This is a genomic window from Winogradskyella thalassocola (genome assembly GCF_900099995.1).
Lineage (GTDB): Bacteria > Bacteroidota > Bacteroidia > Flavobacteriales > Flavobacteriaceae > Winogradskyella > Winogradskyella thalassocola.
Genome location: NZ_FNCZ01000001.1, coordinates 1,056,239 through 1,072,697, shown reverse-complemented (window position 1 = coordinate 1,072,697; position 16,459 = coordinate 1,056,239). Strand labels below are relative to the sequence as shown.

Sequence of the window (16,459 nt, the reverse complement as noted above, 5' to 3'; positions counted from 1 at the left end):
AGATTTAGTTTTTAATGAATTTTACAGATTGAGAATCTCCGTTTTCAGTAGTTGCCGTTAAAAGGTAAATTCCTGTACTTAAAGCTGACACATCTAATAAATGATTTGTTTTAAAGTTAGTATTGGATTGTACATCTTGACCTAATAAATTATGGATACTTACACGAAACGGAATTGCTTCTGTTAATTTTATATTGACCATAGTATCTACAGGGTTTGGCCATAGTTTCACAGTCTGATTCATTGCATCAAATTGATGGATACTGAGTACGACTTCAACATATTTATTTTGAGTTAAATTGGTAATAATTGGTGGATTCTGATCAAAATAAATGGCTGCTCTATTTTCCATAATATCGTTAACGACAACATCATCCTTGGCCTTAATCATGTATTTTAAATAACCTTGACTTGCTAATTCATCATTTGCGGTATAGTCTAAATAAATATCATTAAAGTTAAATTTTACAATATTTTGATCATTGGATTTAATGGATTCAATAGTTAATGGATGAGAACTTTCTAATAGTGTCAATGAGTATTTATCGAATTTTTGATCTAACGAATCAACTATAAAAACATCTTTAGCAGAAAAATTTCCTTCATTTTGAAACCGAATAGTATAGATCAACCATTTTTCGTCTAATTGAATTTCATTTATAGCATCTGGCACTCCGGGATTTACCAATTTATCATTAGGATCGTAAGAAGAACGGATTGGTGTATTGTAAGGACCGTCTGAATAAATGTCTTTTCTTTCCTCGTATGGTGGCTCCTCATAAATTTCATCAGGTGTTCTATAAGGCCCACCTAACTCTGGCAAACCTTGCCCTCCATCGGGCTTTCTAGGGATAAGCTCCACAACATTCATTTCTGGTGAACCATCACCAAAATCATCACTAGCCGTTTTTCCGACTCCATAGCTTACCACAGACCCATTGTTTGCTGGTGTAAATAATTCGGTTTTAATTTCAAGCACATACGTGTCTAATGGGCTTATTTGAGGCAAAGTGAAGGACACTTTCGTAGTATCCGCAACCGTAGTTATAACTGGTGTTAAAGACAAAATTGTCGAAGAATAGGTACTGGGATCTACATTAGGTGTCCACTTATGGCTTCTAGGCTCAATGGTGAGATTTTCTATAATATGAAACGGCTGTAAGGGTTGTAATCGCGTTATTTTTACCTCATCAATTGCAGGTAATATATTATTAGTACCTTCTTCATTATTGAAAAAGACATAATCAAAGTCAACATTATTGAATGTTTTAGTATAAGACAAATTCCCTATGGCCGTGGTAAACGTGTTTTCGAAATTGGAACGTGTAAATGCCCAAGCACCTTGTTTTGCTGATGATTTTATCAATAGCGACTCTATATTCTTAGGTTGCAATTGAATATCAGTAACATTTGTATCAGCATTTAAATCGGTTACATTTGAGATACGTTGACGCTCTGGAGCAACTACATATGGACTTAACACAGGAAGCGTAATATCATAAGTCCCTAAACCTTCAAAATAAGGGAAATAATAGCTTCCATCAGACTTTGTGTACAATTCATAAATGGCTCCTGTACTTGTTTTTAAAGCTAATTTTTGATTCGGATAGCCTTCATTGGTATCAAATTGATTGTTTTCATTAATATCCACATAGACATTTCCTGTGATACCATAAGTGACTCCCTCATTTAAAAACTGTGGTGCTGTATTATCGGTTGTGATTTTCATCCATTTGGTGGACGCATGTGACCAAAACGCACCATTAGCATCAATAGCCAATACTTTTGGTCTGTAAAAAGAATTATAGGGTACTAATCCTGATGTACCTTCCACCTGAATAGAAGAAAATACAGGTGTTTCGGACTGCGGATTTTCAATACCTATGAGTCGAGCTGAATCATTAGTCAGCAACCAAATCTTTCCATTTATGTCGGAAACACCATCTACAATATTATATAATTCTGAAAAGTCATTGGCACCAATACTTGTTAAATCTGTACCATCAAATAAAAAGATACCTCCTCCACAAATAACAGCGACATTGCCATTTGGTAACGGAATTAATTCTTTAACGCTTCCTAAACTAACTGTGCTAGTAAATGTTGTTGTGGTTTGCGTCGTAGTATCAAACTTTTTAAATTCAATTCCACTCCCCACATTTTTAGCAAAAAAAGCATTACCATTAATATCTGGTGTAAAATCGTACCAATTGCTATAAGCCGTTTCATCTAAATTAAATGTTTGTATCAACTGATTATATTTATAAACGAAAATTTTTCTGGCTGAATTACTAAACATCCAAATCTGATCTTTGTATCTATGATATTGAGTAATTGCACTAGAACCATGACTTGGTAAATTTGCCACATAAGGCATATATACTTTTTTCAATGTTTGGTAATTGAGTATTGGGTTGCCATCTACATCTAAAATAAAAGAGCTTGTTCCTCCTAAGTTGAATTGTTTTTTAAACTCGTCCGTATTTGAAATGTAACTCAATATACCCCCATCATAATAGTTGTAAAACCACACTCCATCAGCATCTGGATAGGCAAAATAATATCTATTCAGTATTTTATCAGAAAGGTTATTTGGTTCGTCATCAGTTATGCCACTCCAAACACCATTATCATTTACAAAAGCCTCGTAATTAGCATCGGCTGAAGATGACGTATTACTAGTGGTTATGATGTAAATTTTATTATTAAATTTATATACTTCTAGTGGAGAATAAGTCATCTTAAATCCCAAAGCGGTCATGTCTTCCAATGTTCTTATGGTCCAGATTGGGTTGATTTCATCTGGCTCTAATTCAACAAAACCTGATAGATTATTTGCTGTAGCCCAAACTTTTCCATTATTGTCGATGTCTAAATTGTTAAAATGATAATTAGTCGTTCCTGTTTTTGCAAGTTGGTAAGTTGAAATGTCCTCAGTTGCCATATTAAATTGATAAATAGCTGCATCGCTATTATTATAATTTGCAAGCCAAAGATTTCCGTTACCATCATCTGCAACATCTTTCACATTGTTAACGTATTGCGCAGTATCTGTAAAATAAGAGCTCTCTAAAGCAATGGTGCTTTTATTCAATTTATATAAACCCGTAGTTGTACCAAAATATAAGGCATCGTTAGCAAACACTAATTTACTTTCACTGTTCTCACCTGTAACAGCTGCAGGAAGGTTTCCTAAAAAGTTTAAAATGCTATTTTCAAATTTATAAACTTTATAGCCACTACTTCCTCCAGCTTGCGCCATAACATAAGTAATGTCATTAGTTTCATCATAAGTAAAAGAATGTGTATAATTACCATTAGTTCCACCGGTATCTGTTGCGTAAGATAGTACCGAAAATGATTTTGTATTTAAATCATAATAATGCAATCCCCAATTACTTCCATGATAGAAAAACAATAAACCATCATTGTTTACAATCGCTTGTCTAATATTGGCTGAGTTACCATTAAGATTAGTTCTAGGCACGGCAAAATTGGGAATATTTTCCCAGGTTCCATTGTTTTTTTTTATGGATAGGCCCGAATTGGTTATAAAAACTTCATCAGTGTTATAGTGATTAGAAACCATTCTTACAATAGCTCTATAACTTAATCCATAACTAGCTTCTACAACACCTAAATTATTCTCTCTATCACAAAAAGAAAGTTTGCCTTGCGCTTCTGGTAAAGTATTTCCGCATTGATTTGGATAATAAGTCACTTTTGTGCCTGCCAAATAAGTTTCTACTTTTTGCACTTGCGCCTCTATAGTATTTAATAAAAGGCATAAGCCTATACTAACTAGTATTTTTGTTTTCATGACTAATGTTTTTATTTTTTAATGAATTTTATGGTCTCAGTATGTCCTTTTTCAGAAGTCATATTTAAAAAATAAAGACCTTTTGACAAGCTTGAAACCTCCAATTCTATTGATAAATTATTATCTTTTTTACTTAAAACAACCTGACCTAAAGTGTTTATTATTTCTAAATGATAAGCTTCAAAAACTGATGATTGAATAAATAATCTATTAGAAACTGGATTTGGATAAAGTTTAAAGCTGTTCGTTTCAAATTGAGAATTGCCTAATGAATAATTAACGCTAATTCCAAACTCTGACGTATTGCCTTCAGCATCTGTAGCCGTTGCAACAATAACATCATAATCGTCTGGATCAAATCCATTAGGAATATTTATAGTAATGGTCTTACTGCCTGGTGCCTCATAAGTATCTGAATCAATGAAATATTTACCTTGACTTGTAACGGCTCCAAAAAACTCTATGACTAAAGGGTATACCGAATTACTTATAGAACTTGGAACTTCGTATGTGATTTCTATAGCATCTCCTCCCAAATAATTAATGGCACTGATTTCTGGTGTGTTTTGAAGATTGTTAACTCCGGTATCTGCATCCTCCACATCATTTTCTGTGGTGCCGATTAAATCAATTCCTAAAACCGAATTGTTAAACATACTATTCTCAGAAATTGTTACTTGAGTAGAAACACCTAAGTTAGGACTTAGCTCAACTCCTTTTTGGTTGTTTGTTATGATATTATTTGTAATTGTATTACCTGTATTTGCACCTGTAATTGAAATCCCATGAAGACCGTTTCCAATATTGGTAATTCCATCTAAACCTACACCAATATGATTATAACCAAAAGTGTTGTTATTTGAGGCAAAGAATACATTTATTCCACTCAAATTATGACCGCCAACACTATTCCCTTCATTAGATGTACTTCCTCCAATAATGTTATTACTACTGTTATTCAATAAAATACCAACCCCAATATTTGTGACTTCGGTATTTCCATCTGGTAAAGTCCCTACCTTATTACTCATAAAGTGAACGTCATTGGCTCCATGGAAGTTGACATTCTTAGATTGACTTGAAATTGTGCCATTACCAGAAATTGTGTTTTCTAATACTAGGGTTCCTGTTAAAGTCCCAGACAATCTTAATCCTTCCGTTGCATTTTTTATGACTCCATTTCCTGCTGGATTTAAGCCTATATAATTATTCTGAATGGTGTGTGATGTTCCTGAAAGAGACATTCCGATATTGCTGTTTCCTGAGATGATATTTCCATCTAAAGGGTCTGTTCCACCAATAACACTATTGGTTGATGACGCTGATAAAGATATACCTGTAACATTGCCAATGGCATCATCACCTGAGGCGCTTAAACCAATATAATTCCCTTGCACTATAGACCCACTCGATGTGCTTTCTGAAATTTCTATTCCAATAGAGTTACCAGAAATGATATTTCGAGAACCCACTTCTGATCCACCAATGCTATTATTACTATCTTGTAAATAAACCCCCGCATAATTAGCTATTGCTGATGTACCTGAAGCGTTTGTACCAATATAATTCCCAAGTATTTGATTGTCTTTACCGCTAATAATCGTAATTCCATCAACAGTATTTCCTGAGATAACATTTTTAGCATTGGCTGTTGTACCTCCAATAGTATTGTTGTTATTCTCACCTGTAAGCATCATAATGCCTATTTGATTTGACAATGCTGAGTTACCTGTAACATCTACACCTATATAATTGCTTTTTACACTATTAGAAACCACAGGTCCCGCTGTGTTTCCTTGAAAATAAATGCCGTATTGTCCATTGCCTGAGATTAAATTTCCCTCACCTACTTCGTCTGTTCCAATACTATTATTATTTGCTCCAAATAATACCATAACACCAGCTCTAACATTAGAAATAGTTTCCGTTCCTGTAATATCTGTACCTATATAATTTCCTATAATTAAATTACCATAAGACTCAGCCCCTGAAAGCGCTACTCCCGTTCCTACAGTATTATCATCAGATGCACTACTGCCAGAAATAATATTACGAGCTCCCGCAGAATTTCCTCCTAATATATTATTCGGTGCATCTAAAAACTGAACATTAAAACGGTTTCCTTTATTTAAGGTTCCGGTGGCATCCGTACCTATTAAATTGCCTTGAACAAGATTATTTGTAGCAGCCGAATTTATTTCAGATCCTTCAAAAGTAAGTCCACCTACTCCATTGCCTGAAATGACATTGCCTTGATTAGGCTGCGTGCCGCCAATCACATTTCCTCCCGTATTATTAAAATACAATCCACCTCCTGTATTAGAATTGATAGTGATGCCATCAGGTTTGATTCCTATATAATTAGATTGAAAAATATGATTTCCTGTATTTGAATAAACGCCAAAACCAAAACTATATGGATATTCTAATATTCGTTTAAAGCCGCCAATGCTTAGACCGTAAATTTCACTTCCTGTAGAAGTACCAATGAGTTGCAAACCACTTTTACCTAACGGCAAGTTACTTCCGTCGATTTCAATTATTGGTGAGTTGATATAATCTAATTGTGTTCTACCGTCTATAATAAGCGGTTGTTCTATAGGAGGTAATACATCTGTAACCGTAATAACAAATGGTGCATTACCAGAGACATCAAATTCTATACTATCCTTATCACTTGTTTTATTAGCATTTTGAATAGCTGCACGTAACGTACAATTACCTTGTGCATCTCCACAAAAAGAATCGTTGATATTAATATCTGGCAAATCTGCTGGACTGTTAACCGTATAAGTTGTTTGAGAAAAAGATATAAATGAAAGCTGAATAAAAGCCAGAATTAGTAGTTGTTTTTTCATGATAAAAGGTTGAATTAATTATGTAATACGTTTTTAAACTGTCTGTTTTTGTTCAATAAACTTGAGAGTTGTGAAACCTTATTTAATTGCAATCCGTTGCATTAATTTGGTCTTTATACTGCTCTATATCATCTAAAAAACCTTGTCTATTTGCATTTGGAACACAATCGATAACATCTTCTAAGGCCTCTATAAAATTTAAGCCAGCTGTTTTATAATTTTGGCAATTGGCTAAGGTTGGATCGGTAGCATAAGCGTTAGATGCGTTCGAATATGCATTGGCTTGAGCCAAATATTGTTCTGACCAATTATTACAATCTGTATTATTAAAATCGCCATCATCGTCTGAGCCACCGCAACCCGTTACTCCCATAAAAGTTATAAGTAAAGTGATTAATAAAGTGTTTGAGCGTGTCATGTGTTTTTGAGTTTTCATTTTATTTATGGTTTTAATTGTTTTTCTAAAACTTGAAAGTGATATTGTTATTTTATAAATTGATTTCTAGATTTTCCCAATAATAAGTTGCGCAACCGCTATGGCTTTTTGTTTATTATCATGGTCTTCATTAGATACTTTAACATGTACATGAAACATATAATTGCTTGAAAGAAACGTCAACTGAGACATCCTAGAATCCCAAACAGCCACAGCTCCTAAATTGGAAATTTCTTGAGGCTGTTTGTAAACTGATGTGGATTGCTTAAACATGGTTTCGTTAGCTTTTTTTACCATCACAATTAAAACTTCACTAGGCTTCGCCGTTTTAAATTCTTGACCTCCAAAAGATCTTGATGTCGTTACCTTTCCGTCTTCCCATTTATAAATACAAGTTGGATAGGTGTAAACTACGTCCTTCAATTCTATAGGATATTCTTCAATGGCAAACATGCTTTTTATTTCATGTAACGAAACCAATTGACAAGGGGAATCAACAACAGACCTTTTTATCGGGTTTTCATTTTTTGCCGCTATCTTATCTTGAGAGCTATCCTCTCTGTTCCCCCTGTTATTACAGGCCAATGCCACCATAGAAAACAATAGAATTAGTAAATTGATCTTTATAATTTTTATTTTAAGCTTCTTTAGAAATTTGACCATGAGATAATTTTATGAGCTGTGTTTTTATTATTGATTGTATTCTATCCTTCTTTCTTCTATTTTTAAACCAACTGAATGACTATAAATAAAAGGTTTCACGTATTGCTATAAATTTTTAAACTTCTGTAGGTTTTCAATTCCCATGGCATCCCAAAGTGCATTAGTATCCATTGCTTTGCCTTCTACCGTTACATAAAATCGGTTGTTGTAAAGAAATCTCAATTCAGATTGAAAATCTGCTTTAGTATTTTCATCGCGATCAGTACCAAAGGTTAATATGCCGTTTCGCTCTTTTTTTGAATACCTTATGGTGTTGTTACTCTCTGAAGTTATTTTATTAAGCTCTAACATTTTTAAAGGTATAATCGCACCAACAGCTTTCTGGCCAGCTGCGTCTAAAATTTCAATTCTTATAGTATCATTTCCAAAATGTCCTGCAACGTTTTGACTTCCAATAATTTTAGGTTCAAGCTTATGTTCTTCTGACTTATCTATACTTAGATTTTTTAATCGTTTTGGAAATGCTTCAATAAGTTGCTCATTAGTTAATGGTGTTTTTGTACCTAGTTCTTTATGTAGTTCTGCATATTTATTATTTATATTTTCATTTTTACCAGTCACTTCATTCAACAACCCCTCAACAACCTTAGATTCAGTCGTGCCAGAAGATTTTGAATCTTCCTTACAAGACGTCATAAAAACGATCATAAGCATAAGTGGCAATAGTGTTTTCAATATATTAGGACTTGTTCTCATAGATGATGTTTTAAATTTTTCTCTTTTTTACATGAATTTATAATCCGATTTTTCCATGTTCCGTTTCACCTCCTCCAAGCCAATACACTCCATCGTTGCACTTTCTTTTTTCTTTTTTAAATTTTGCATATCCATAGAAATCATGAGTGTTTTCTCATTAGGATCAAAATAATCTTTAAGCTGTGTTGGTATTTTAGTGGTTTTGTTTTTGAAGATATCATCAAAACTCACTTCCGTTTCGTTAGTAAAATACATGACCATTTCATACTCCTCATTAGTAGCTTTAACTCCTTTGCAGTTAAAACCATTTACTGTTTTTTCTGGTAGCACTTCAAATTTAAATTGGTCCGATTCGTTATTTGCTTCTTCAATATCTAACTCTGGCATTTGGTTTACCATACCTATATTAGTACCTTCAGATTCCATAAACATTACAGTTACCTTGTTCTCATTATCCATAACTGTAAACATACTTTCCATGACAGCGGTAGTAAACCCAAAATAAGAAGCGCCTGGTTTTAAATAATAATCAAAAACCATTTCGCCTTCTTTGGTGGTCATTTTTAAAGAATATTTCCAAGTAAAATCATAAGAATTCGCAACTAAAGAGGCTTCGGCTTTTTCTTTGCTACCCCCAAATGGATTACTATCAAAAGCCTTATCCATGGATTTAGTAGCTTTTTCAGACGCTCTATCAGCGGCTTTTTCAATGACAGCGTTTTCCACCTTTTGCTCTACTCGTTTTTTAAGTTTATTTAGAAACTGAGCTTGAGATGTTGAGATAGAAAACAAGCAAAAAACAATAGATACAATAACACAAGTATTTTTACTTTTCATGTTGATTTGATTTAGAATGATATATCTTTAGTGAAGGAAAAATCACAGATGTTAACATCTTCTAAAAAAAATTTCTAAATTTCTATGGAACAACATTTTGTTGATGCTCTAAAAAACGATGACACCAAGCTCATCAAAGTGATTTATGGCGATTATAGAAATGAGTTTATTTTCTTTTCTAAAAAATATAATATCCCAGAAGCCGATAGTTTAGATATCTATCAAGAAGCCTTTTTAGCAATTAGAAAACATGCCATTTCCGGAAAACTAAAGGACGTCAGTAGTAGCTTTAAAACCTATCTTTTTGGTATAGGAAAACATCTTATTTACAATAAATTAAAAGAATATTCCTCTAAGCAATCTTATGATCTTTTACTGCATAAGGTAGACGCTGACTATGAAGAAATCACTGTAGATGCATCAGAAAAGCTTACCAAAGAGCAAGAATTACTTCGCCATTATTTTAAGCAATTAGGAAAAAGTTGCCAGCAAATGTTAACATTAAGTTTTTACAGAGGACTAACTAATGATGAAATAGCAACTTTAGAGGGTTATGAAAATGAAGCCGTAGTGCGAAGTCAAAAATCACGCTGCCTAAAAACATTGAAAAACCTGATAAAAAATCCCCTTAAATAATGACTAACGAAACACTAATAGAAAAGTATTTTTCTAAGAGGTTGACAACAGACGAATCTCTAGAATTCCAAACACTTTACGATACTAATCCCAGTTTTAAACAAGAAGTAGACTTCCTTAAAGCTGTGAAAACAGTTTCTGAAACAGAAGATGACGCGCAATTTAAAAAGCAATTAGAATCTTATGAGTCTGAATATTCTAAACAGCATAAAAAGACAATCACAAAATGGATAAAGCCATTAATTACAGCTGCAGCAATTGTTTTGATTGTTTTTAGTTTTAATTATTTGATGACAGAATCCTTTGATGAAGAAAAATTATTTTCAACCTATTTTGAACCTTCAAAAAATGTAACCTCACCAATTGTACGCTCCACAGATAACGAAACTACTTTAAATAATGCCTTTATTTCTTATAGTGAAGCGGATTATAAACAGGCCATTTTATTATTTAAAAAGGCTTATCAAGATTCAGAAAACTCGGAGTTATTATTCTATGAAGCAAATTCATTATTAGCCTTAGGAGATTATAAAAATGCAATTTCAAAATTTGAAGAACACCTAAAACATTCAGATCTATTAACCAATCGCTCGCATTGGTATTTGGCTTTAGCATATTTAAAAACAAAACAGCATGATAAAGCGAAACAAGAATTAACATTGTTGATCAACTCAAGTGAAACCTTTAAAAAAGACGACGCAATTTCACTTCTTAAAAAAATAGAATAATTGTTTTCTGAAGGTCGCAATTATGATGACTACCAATAAAAGGAAGTACACCCAATAATTATGTGTTTCTACAAGAGCATCTGTATTGCCTGTAATCACAAAACCAGACCAATAATAGGGATGTTTAAGTAAGTCATCCTCTGTGTTTTCTAAATAATCTAATTTGGCGTTTTTAAGTGCTTCATCTTTCGATTCTCCGCGTTTTAAATGCTCATAAAAATAGGTCATTATTGTAGCCGTAGCTTCATCATCTACTTTCCATAAACTCATTACGGTACTTGGGATTCCTGCATAATTAAAAGCTCTAGATAAACTAATTACTCCTTCACCATTTTCATAAAAACCGCTACCAGTATCGCAGGCACTCAATACTACCATATTCGCCTTTAGGGTTTCATTGTATAATTCAGAAATAAAAAGTTGATTATCGTCTTCACCATAAAAACTAAGTGATGAAAATTCGGGATGTACCTCATCTATTTTAGAATGCATAGCAAGATGTAACACATTGAAGTCATTGGCTTTGTTTTCAAATTCTTTTTTTGAAGCATTGAAATAGGCGACTCCATTAAAAATATTGAGAATTGCATTAATTTCAGGCAATGCTTTAGGCAATTTTGATGTTATATTTGAGGCAGAAAAGGCACCTATTTTTACATCATTGAAAGTCGATGTTATCTTTTTCTGTTCCTGATAAAGAAGTAATGATGACGCATAACTTACCAATGGCATGTTCTGACCTAAAATAAGCGCTTCAAATGGCAAATAATGAATAGCTCCATCTGGAATAATAATTAAGTTATTATAATCTTGATAATCGATTTGATTGAGTAATAAACTTGAAACGTTATTTAGATTTTCTCGGTAATTAGGTACGCGTTGTTTTAAGACATTTAAACTTTCTTTTAAAGCATTTATAACCGTTGATTTATCCCCTATTGTTAAGATTTTAATTTCATTTTTTGTTATTAAAAAAGCATAAAGATGAGCATCCGTAAATATATATTTTAGTACTCCTTCTTTATCTTTTAAATCTGCTTGTAAGCTTGTAATATCAAACTTTTGAACATTAAATTGATAATAGGTTTTATTTCGCAGTTTTATTGAATCTTGAAGTTTGATTAAATCATTTTTCAAGTCGTAAACTTTATCCTGCCACAACGATTTTTTGTCTTCTGAATCTTCTTTAATATCAATTAAAGCCTTTTGATAAAAATTGAGTTGCGCTTTAATATGATCTTCTTTGCTAATAAAGTTTTCTGGAATTTTTAATTGTTGTCGTTGGCTGTTAAATACAAATTTAGACCATGTTAATTTTGAGCCGTTACTTTCAATAGTGTTCAAAATTTCAGATAACAAACTCGTATCATCAGATTGTTCCAAAGCGACTTTTAATAAACCGTCATTTATGGCATTATAATTTGTAAATAAGCTCTCATTATAACGTTGACCTAAGTATAATTGATTGTAAATTTCAGAAGCCATCATGTAGCGATACGTTGCTTTTTCTAGATCTGCTTTTTTATCTTCTTGCTTATATAGCTCAAAATAAAAATCACCCATAGCTAAAAAACCAGCGATAGTTTCAAAGGAAATTAACGGTTTTAAATGTTCTATTTTTAAATCATCAATGTCATTATTAGAGTTATTCAATAACATAAAAGCATTATCAAAATAACGTTTAGAAGCTAGTTTCTGATGTAAGGCTTGTGCTGTTTTTGCTCTTAGAATTGCTAACTTAAATTGACTCGAAGTCTCTTCTTCCTCTTTAATTTCTTCCAAGTCATTTATTACAACTAGGGCGTCATTAAATTGGCGTCGCTCTAATAATAGTTCTGCTTTATATAATTTATAACCGAATGATTTAGTATAGTAAACCGTCTTATACTTATCATTAATAGCTATAGCTATATCTAACAATTTTAGTGCTTTTTCCGGATTTTTATGTGTAATAAGCGAGGCGTTAAATTTTAATGTAGAGCACAATGTATTCACTTCGAATCTCGATAATTTTTTACTAGAATCTATAGTTTTTAAAATCGAGTCTATATAAAAAACGGTCTTAAGAGTATCCTTCTTCCGAGAATAATGGAACATTAAGTCGTACCAATTCGACAATTTATCTTCGTAAATCTCCTCCTTATTTCTTAATAGAAGATTAGTTTTTGTGGTTTTAGCAATTAATCTTAATTTATCTTTTTTTAAAATGTATTCTTCAGCCTTATCAAAATCTCCATAATAAGAATACCAATAAAATAAATTACCATAACACCTGTAAAGAAAATGCTGATTATCGTTTCCATCAAGACCTTCCCAAATCGTTTTTGCTTTTAAAAGGGACTCTAATTCCTTTGTCTTTAAACCCAAATACCTATACTCTACAGCAATATTATTGTAGGCTTGGGCCACATCAGTATTGTTTTCTCCAATAACAGTTTTATATAAATCGAGTGAGGTTTGGTAATTTTCTACGGCTTTAGAATAATCACCTAGTTTGCTATGAATAAATCCAATATCATAAATTAAATCCACAAAGGATTTATCTTTATTAGAAAGTGTGTCTTTTAAGACTTCATAACCCAATTGCGCTTGCTCTAAAGCATGCTGCCAATTCCCTAAATAAGCAGTTTGATGATATATTCGGTTTTGAATTTGGTACTGAAATATTCTATCTGGATGCTTGTCTCTACTATATAAATCCCTAGCACTTATAGCCGATTGTAAAGCACTATCTAGATATTGCTCCCGAACCTTTTTAGTGATTATCTTATCTACATTATGGTAATCATAACTCTTAAATTCCATACTCGCGGAATAGGTATGAAAATATTTAGCCTTTAAATACGTTTGATAATCTTCTGAAGCACTATTTTGAGTTTGAATCGCCTGCTTTCTAACCAATAAAGCTTGGTCATACTCCCCTTTTATATGTAAAGAATCGGCAAGAATTGTAAAAGCATCTTTTTGGTAACTATTTTGTGAATATCCCAAAGATAAGGACAGAACAAATAAATAGATAAAAATGCAGGGTTTCATTATCTTGGTTAATTTGCCTTAAATTTAAACAATTAACCTATTGAAATAATGCCTTTTATCTTATAAATACAGACTATAAATAAAACGAAGAATGTTGCATACTTATTTCAACAATTTCTTATCAGCTTCTCCTTCAATCTTCAAAGCTGAATAATCCAATTTCCACCCTATGGTTTCCACTAAATTTTCAATAAGACGAATGGCTTCTAAAGCCTCTTGTTTAGCAATATTATACAGCCCACTTTCTGGAACTTTATCTATAATATGTGCTTTTGCTTTGGTATGCAAATCTGTTAGATCCGCAGCTTCAAACCGATTAAACATACCGTCTTTTTTGTCATAATAATTGATGTCACTTTCAATAGAAAGCACTTCAGGTTGCGGAAAATGAGATAACACTACGGTTTTTGTTTTAGCATTTGAACTCATTTCAATTTTACTTAAATCAAAGCCAACATGTGCTTTTGCTTTAATAACAACTAAGGCCTTTTTTCGACTAGAAATAAGTTTTAAAAATTTAGCTTTAACATCTTCGTAATGATAGATTTCTGCAAAATCACCTTCTACCGTTACAAACTTACACACCCTTTTTATTTTATCTAAAAGTAAAATGGATTGCTCATTAGTAACTTTCTTGGTTTTCCATTGTTTATATATGGTAACCAAACCTAAGGTTACTAAAATACTAATGATAATTATAAAAAATGTTTCCATGCGTCTTTAAATATATGACACTTGCATAAAGCTAATGTCACATGTAAATTAGTCTATTACTTTATATAAAATTGGTTTACTCGGACTAGCATCATTCTCAAATGGTGCAATTTGAAGGTTCAACATATAACAACCATCACTAATTTTATTAGACACGTATATAAATTCTGTTATTGTAGCATCTAGTCGTAGTTTCCCTCTTGTATTCCAAAACGCATTGTGTGCTAAAAGTTCACCGTTATCTTGCTCCTTATCTACACTTGGTAAATCTATGAGCAAATGTTTTATACCTTTAGATTTTAGATATTCGGCTGCATCTTCTAATAAATAGGTTGGATTTGTATTTGAGTATTGTTTAGTGTGTTTTTCACGCGTATTGGGCATGGTTCTAATCACAATAGCTTCACGTTTTTTATTTCCTAATGCAAACTGTAATTGTTTTCTCGAAATTACATAATCTTCACCTTGCTTTTCTGGCGCAACTGTTACCACTTCAGCCAAGAAGAAAAACTGTTTTAAATGTTGGTTTATAGAATATACTTTTTCTGTAATATGACCAACCGTTTCGGTATGTGTGCCGTGCGAATGTGGATTAAAAGTAATGGTATTAAAATTGACTACAGCACCATCGGCTACACTAATTGTTTCTCCATCTATAATTTCTGGCACTATCTTAGGCGGATCTAAATACCAGGCGTTTACATTATTTGGCTTCCCCGTTAGAGGTATTGAAATATCTAAAGGCTTAGATAAATCTATGACTCTTTTTTTCGATTTGAATTGTATTGTTGCTAACACGCTTAGTTGATTTTAAATAATTCGCTGGCAATACCATCACACAAGAACTGTCCTTTTTTTGTGACGCGTAAATGCCCATCATCAATATACAATAATTGTTGATTTATAAAAATTTCTGATTGCTCAATTAAGTAATCCTTAAAAAGGATACCAAAGTCACTTTCAACTTTATTAAATGAAACCCCCCAAATAGTTCGTAAACCTGTCATTACATATTCATTGTACTGATCTGTTTGTGTTAACGTTTCTATTTCTATTGGCAACTCGTTTTGCTGAATTGCTTTAATATATTTTGAATTATTACTCACATTCCAGCCTCGTTGTTTCCCATTAAATGAATGGGCCGAAGGTCCGATTCCTAAATAAGATTTTCCTTGCCAATAGGCTGAATTGTTCTTGCTGAAAAAACCTTCTTTTCCAAAATTAGACAATTCATAATGAACAAATCCTGAAGACTCTAATTTAGCTTTCAAAAGATGAAATTGCTCATGCGCTTGCTCATCATCTACATTATCAATAATTCCTTTTTTAATGAATGACGCTAAAGCTGTTTTTGGCTCAACGGTTAAGGCATAACTTGAAATATGGGGCACGCCAAAACTTAAAGCCATTTCTATATTCGCTAACCATTGCGCATTTGAAGCTCCTGGTATGCCGTAAATTAAATCTAAAGAAATGTTATCGAAATGCTTCGTTGCTTCTTCTAAACACGATTTTGCTTCATTAGCATTGTGTGCACGATTCATCAGTTTTAAATCCGATTCAAAGAAAGATTGAATGCCGATAGACAACCGATTGATTGGACTCTTGGAGAGTGCTATGATGCGCTCTTTAGATAAATCATCCGGATTGGCTTCAAGCGTAATTTCTGGGTTGTCAGAAACCTTGTAATTTTTATAAACTGAATCTATTATAAATTGTAATTCATCATTCGATAATAAGCTCGGTGTTCCACCTCCAAAATAAATAGTTTCTACGCTGGAATTTTTGAATTCATCTTTACGAAGTTCTAATTCTTTGGCTAAGGCACTAATAAGATCCCCTTTTTTCTTCATGGACGTCGAAAAATGAAAGTCGCAATAATGACATGCTTGTTTGCAGAATGGTATGTGGATGTATATGCCGCTCATATTAGTTTTCAGTATTCAGTCGCAGTTTGCAGTCGGTTGCACTCAAA

At 32.6% G+C, this 16,459-nt stretch carries 12 protein-coding genes; 2 read left to right on the top strand and 10 right to left on the bottom strand.

Annotated elements, in window-relative coordinates; genetic code table 11:
- Window positions 1-4 precede the first annotated feature (4 nt).
- The 6 genes from BLT80_RS04520 to BLT80_RS04495 form a co-directional block, all read right to left on the bottom strand.
- Complete coding sequence (locus tag BLT80_RS04520) at window positions 5-3,820, bottom strand: DUF7619 domain-containing protein (protein WP_092466379.1); 3,816 nt, start codon at window positions 3,818-3,820, stop codon at window positions 5-7.
- A gap of 11 nt (window positions 3,821-3,831) precedes the next feature.
- A complete protein-coding gene (locus tag BLT80_RS04515; RefSeq protein ID WP_092466378.1) occupies window positions 3,832-6,678 on the bottom strand; it encodes a T9SS type A sorting domain-containing protein in 2,847 nt (948 codons plus the stop codon).
- An 82-nt stretch (window positions 6,679-6,760) separates the two neighbouring features.
- Window positions 6,761-7,114: a hypothetical protein gene (locus BLT80_RS04510; protein WP_092466377.1), complete on the bottom strand. Its 354-nt coding sequence runs from the start codon at window positions 7,112-7,114 to the stop codon at window positions 6,761-6,763.
- Between the two features lie 66 nt (window positions 7,115-7,180).
- Entirely contained in the window at window positions 7,181-7,777 is a 597-nt protein-coding gene (locus BLT80_RS04505) for a hypothetical protein (RefSeq protein ID WP_139181013.1), read from the bottom strand.
- 105 nt (window positions 7,778-7,882) lie between these two features.
- Complete coding sequence (locus BLT80_RS04500; RefSeq protein WP_139181012.1) at window positions 7,883-8,533, bottom strand: hypothetical protein; 651 nt, start codon at window positions 8,531-8,533, stop codon at window positions 7,883-7,885.
- Window positions 8,534-8,560: 27 nt separating this feature from the next.
- Window positions 8,561-9,370 carry a DUF4412 domain-containing protein gene (locus tag BLT80_RS04495; RefSeq protein WP_092466374.1) on the bottom strand — a complete coding sequence of 270 codons (810 nt, stop codon included), beginning with the start codon at window positions 9,368-9,370 and terminating at the stop codon, window positions 8,561-8,563.
- Window positions 9,371-9,454: 84 nt separating this feature from the next.
- Between BLT80_RS04495 and BLT80_RS04490 the strand changes: the two genes are divergently transcribed.
- Entirely contained in the window at window positions 9,455-10,006 is a 552-nt protein-coding gene (locus tag BLT80_RS04490; protein WP_092466373.1) for an RNA polymerase sigma factor, read from the top strand.
- The gene (locus tag BLT80_RS04485; protein WP_092466372.1) at window positions 10,006-10,734 is read left to right on the top strand and encodes a tetratricopeptide repeat protein; all 729 of its coding nucleotides are present in this window, start codon (window positions 10,006-10,008) and stop codon (window positions 10,732-10,734) included. The genes BLT80_RS04490 and BLT80_RS04485 overlap by 1 nt, the downstream gene beginning before the upstream one ends.
- Here BLT80_RS04485 and BLT80_RS04480 read toward each other — a convergent pair.
- The 4 genes from BLT80_RS04480 to hemW all read right to left on the bottom strand — a co-directional run bounded on the left by BLT80_RS04480 (window position 10,711) and on the right by hemW (window position 16,412).
- Window positions 10,711-13,770, bottom strand: a complete 3,060-nt coding sequence (locus BLT80_RS04480) for a CHAT domain-containing protein (protein WP_092466371.1) — start codon at window positions 13,768-13,770, stop codon at window positions 10,711-10,713. The two genes, BLT80_RS04485 and BLT80_RS04480, sit on opposite strands and share 24 nt — an antisense overlap.
- Before the next feature lie 102 nt (window positions 13,771-13,872).
- Window positions 13,873-14,484 (bottom strand): DUF4230 domain-containing protein, encoded by a 612-nt coding sequence (locus BLT80_RS04475; protein WP_092466370.1) that lies wholly within the window; start codon window positions 14,482-14,484, stop codon window positions 13,873-13,875.
- A 48-nt stretch (window positions 14,485-14,532) separates the two neighbouring features.
- Window positions 14,533-15,282 (bottom strand): cyclase family protein, encoded by a 750-nt coding sequence (locus BLT80_RS04470; RefSeq protein ID WP_092466369.1) that lies wholly within the window; start codon window positions 15,280-15,282, stop codon window positions 14,533-14,535.
- A 2-nt stretch (window positions 15,283-15,284) separates the two neighbouring features.
- Window positions 15,285-16,412, bottom strand: a complete 1,128-nt coding sequence (gene hemW, locus BLT80_RS04465; RefSeq protein WP_092466368.1) for a radical SAM family heme chaperone HemW — start codon at window positions 16,410-16,412, stop codon at window positions 15,285-15,287.
- Between the last annotated feature and the right edge of the window lie 47 nt (window positions 16,413-16,459).

Excerpts from the sequence above, each read along its gene's own strand:
- BLT80_RS04520 (WP_092466379.1), bottom strand. The coding sequence starts at position 3,820 with ATGAAAACAAAAATACTAGTTAGTATAGGCTTATGCCTTTTATTAAAT.
- BLT80_RS04515 (WP_092466378.1), bottom strand. The coding sequence starts at position 6,678 with ATGAAAAAACAACTACTAATTCTGGCTTTTATTCAGCTTTCATTTATA.
- BLT80_RS04510 (WP_092466377.1), bottom strand. The coding sequence starts at position 7,114 with ATGAAAACTCAAAAACACATGACACGCTCAAACACTTTATTAATCACT.
- BLT80_RS04505 (WP_139181013.1), bottom strand. The coding sequence starts at position 7,777 with ATGGTCAAATTTCTAAAGAAGCTTAAAATAAAAATTATAAAGATCAAT.
- BLT80_RS04500 (WP_139181012.1), bottom strand. The coding sequence starts at position 8,533 with ATGAGAACAAGTCCTAATATATTGAAAACACTATTGCCACTTATGCTT.
- BLT80_RS04495 (WP_092466374.1), bottom strand. The coding sequence starts at position 9,370 with ATGAAAAGTAAAAATACTTGTGTTATTGTATCTATTGTTTTTTGCTTG.
- BLT80_RS04490 (WP_092466373.1), top strand. The coding sequence starts at position 9,455 with ATGGAACAACATTTTGTTGATGCTCTAAAAAACGATGACACCAAGCTC.
- BLT80_RS04485 (WP_092466372.1), top strand. The coding sequence starts at position 10,006 with ATGACTAACGAAACACTAATAGAAAAGTATTTTTCTAAGAGGTTGACA.
- BLT80_RS04480 (WP_092466371.1), bottom strand. The coding sequence starts at position 13,770 with ATGAAACCCTGCATTTTTATCTATTTATTTGTTCTGTCCTTATCTTTG.
- BLT80_RS04475 (WP_092466370.1), bottom strand. The coding sequence starts at position 14,484 with ATGGAAACATTTTTTATAATTATCATTAGTATTTTAGTAACCTTAGGT.
- hemW (WP_092466368.1), bottom strand. The coding sequence starts at position 16,412 with ATGAGCGGCATATACATCCACATACCATTCTGCAAACAAGCATGTCAT.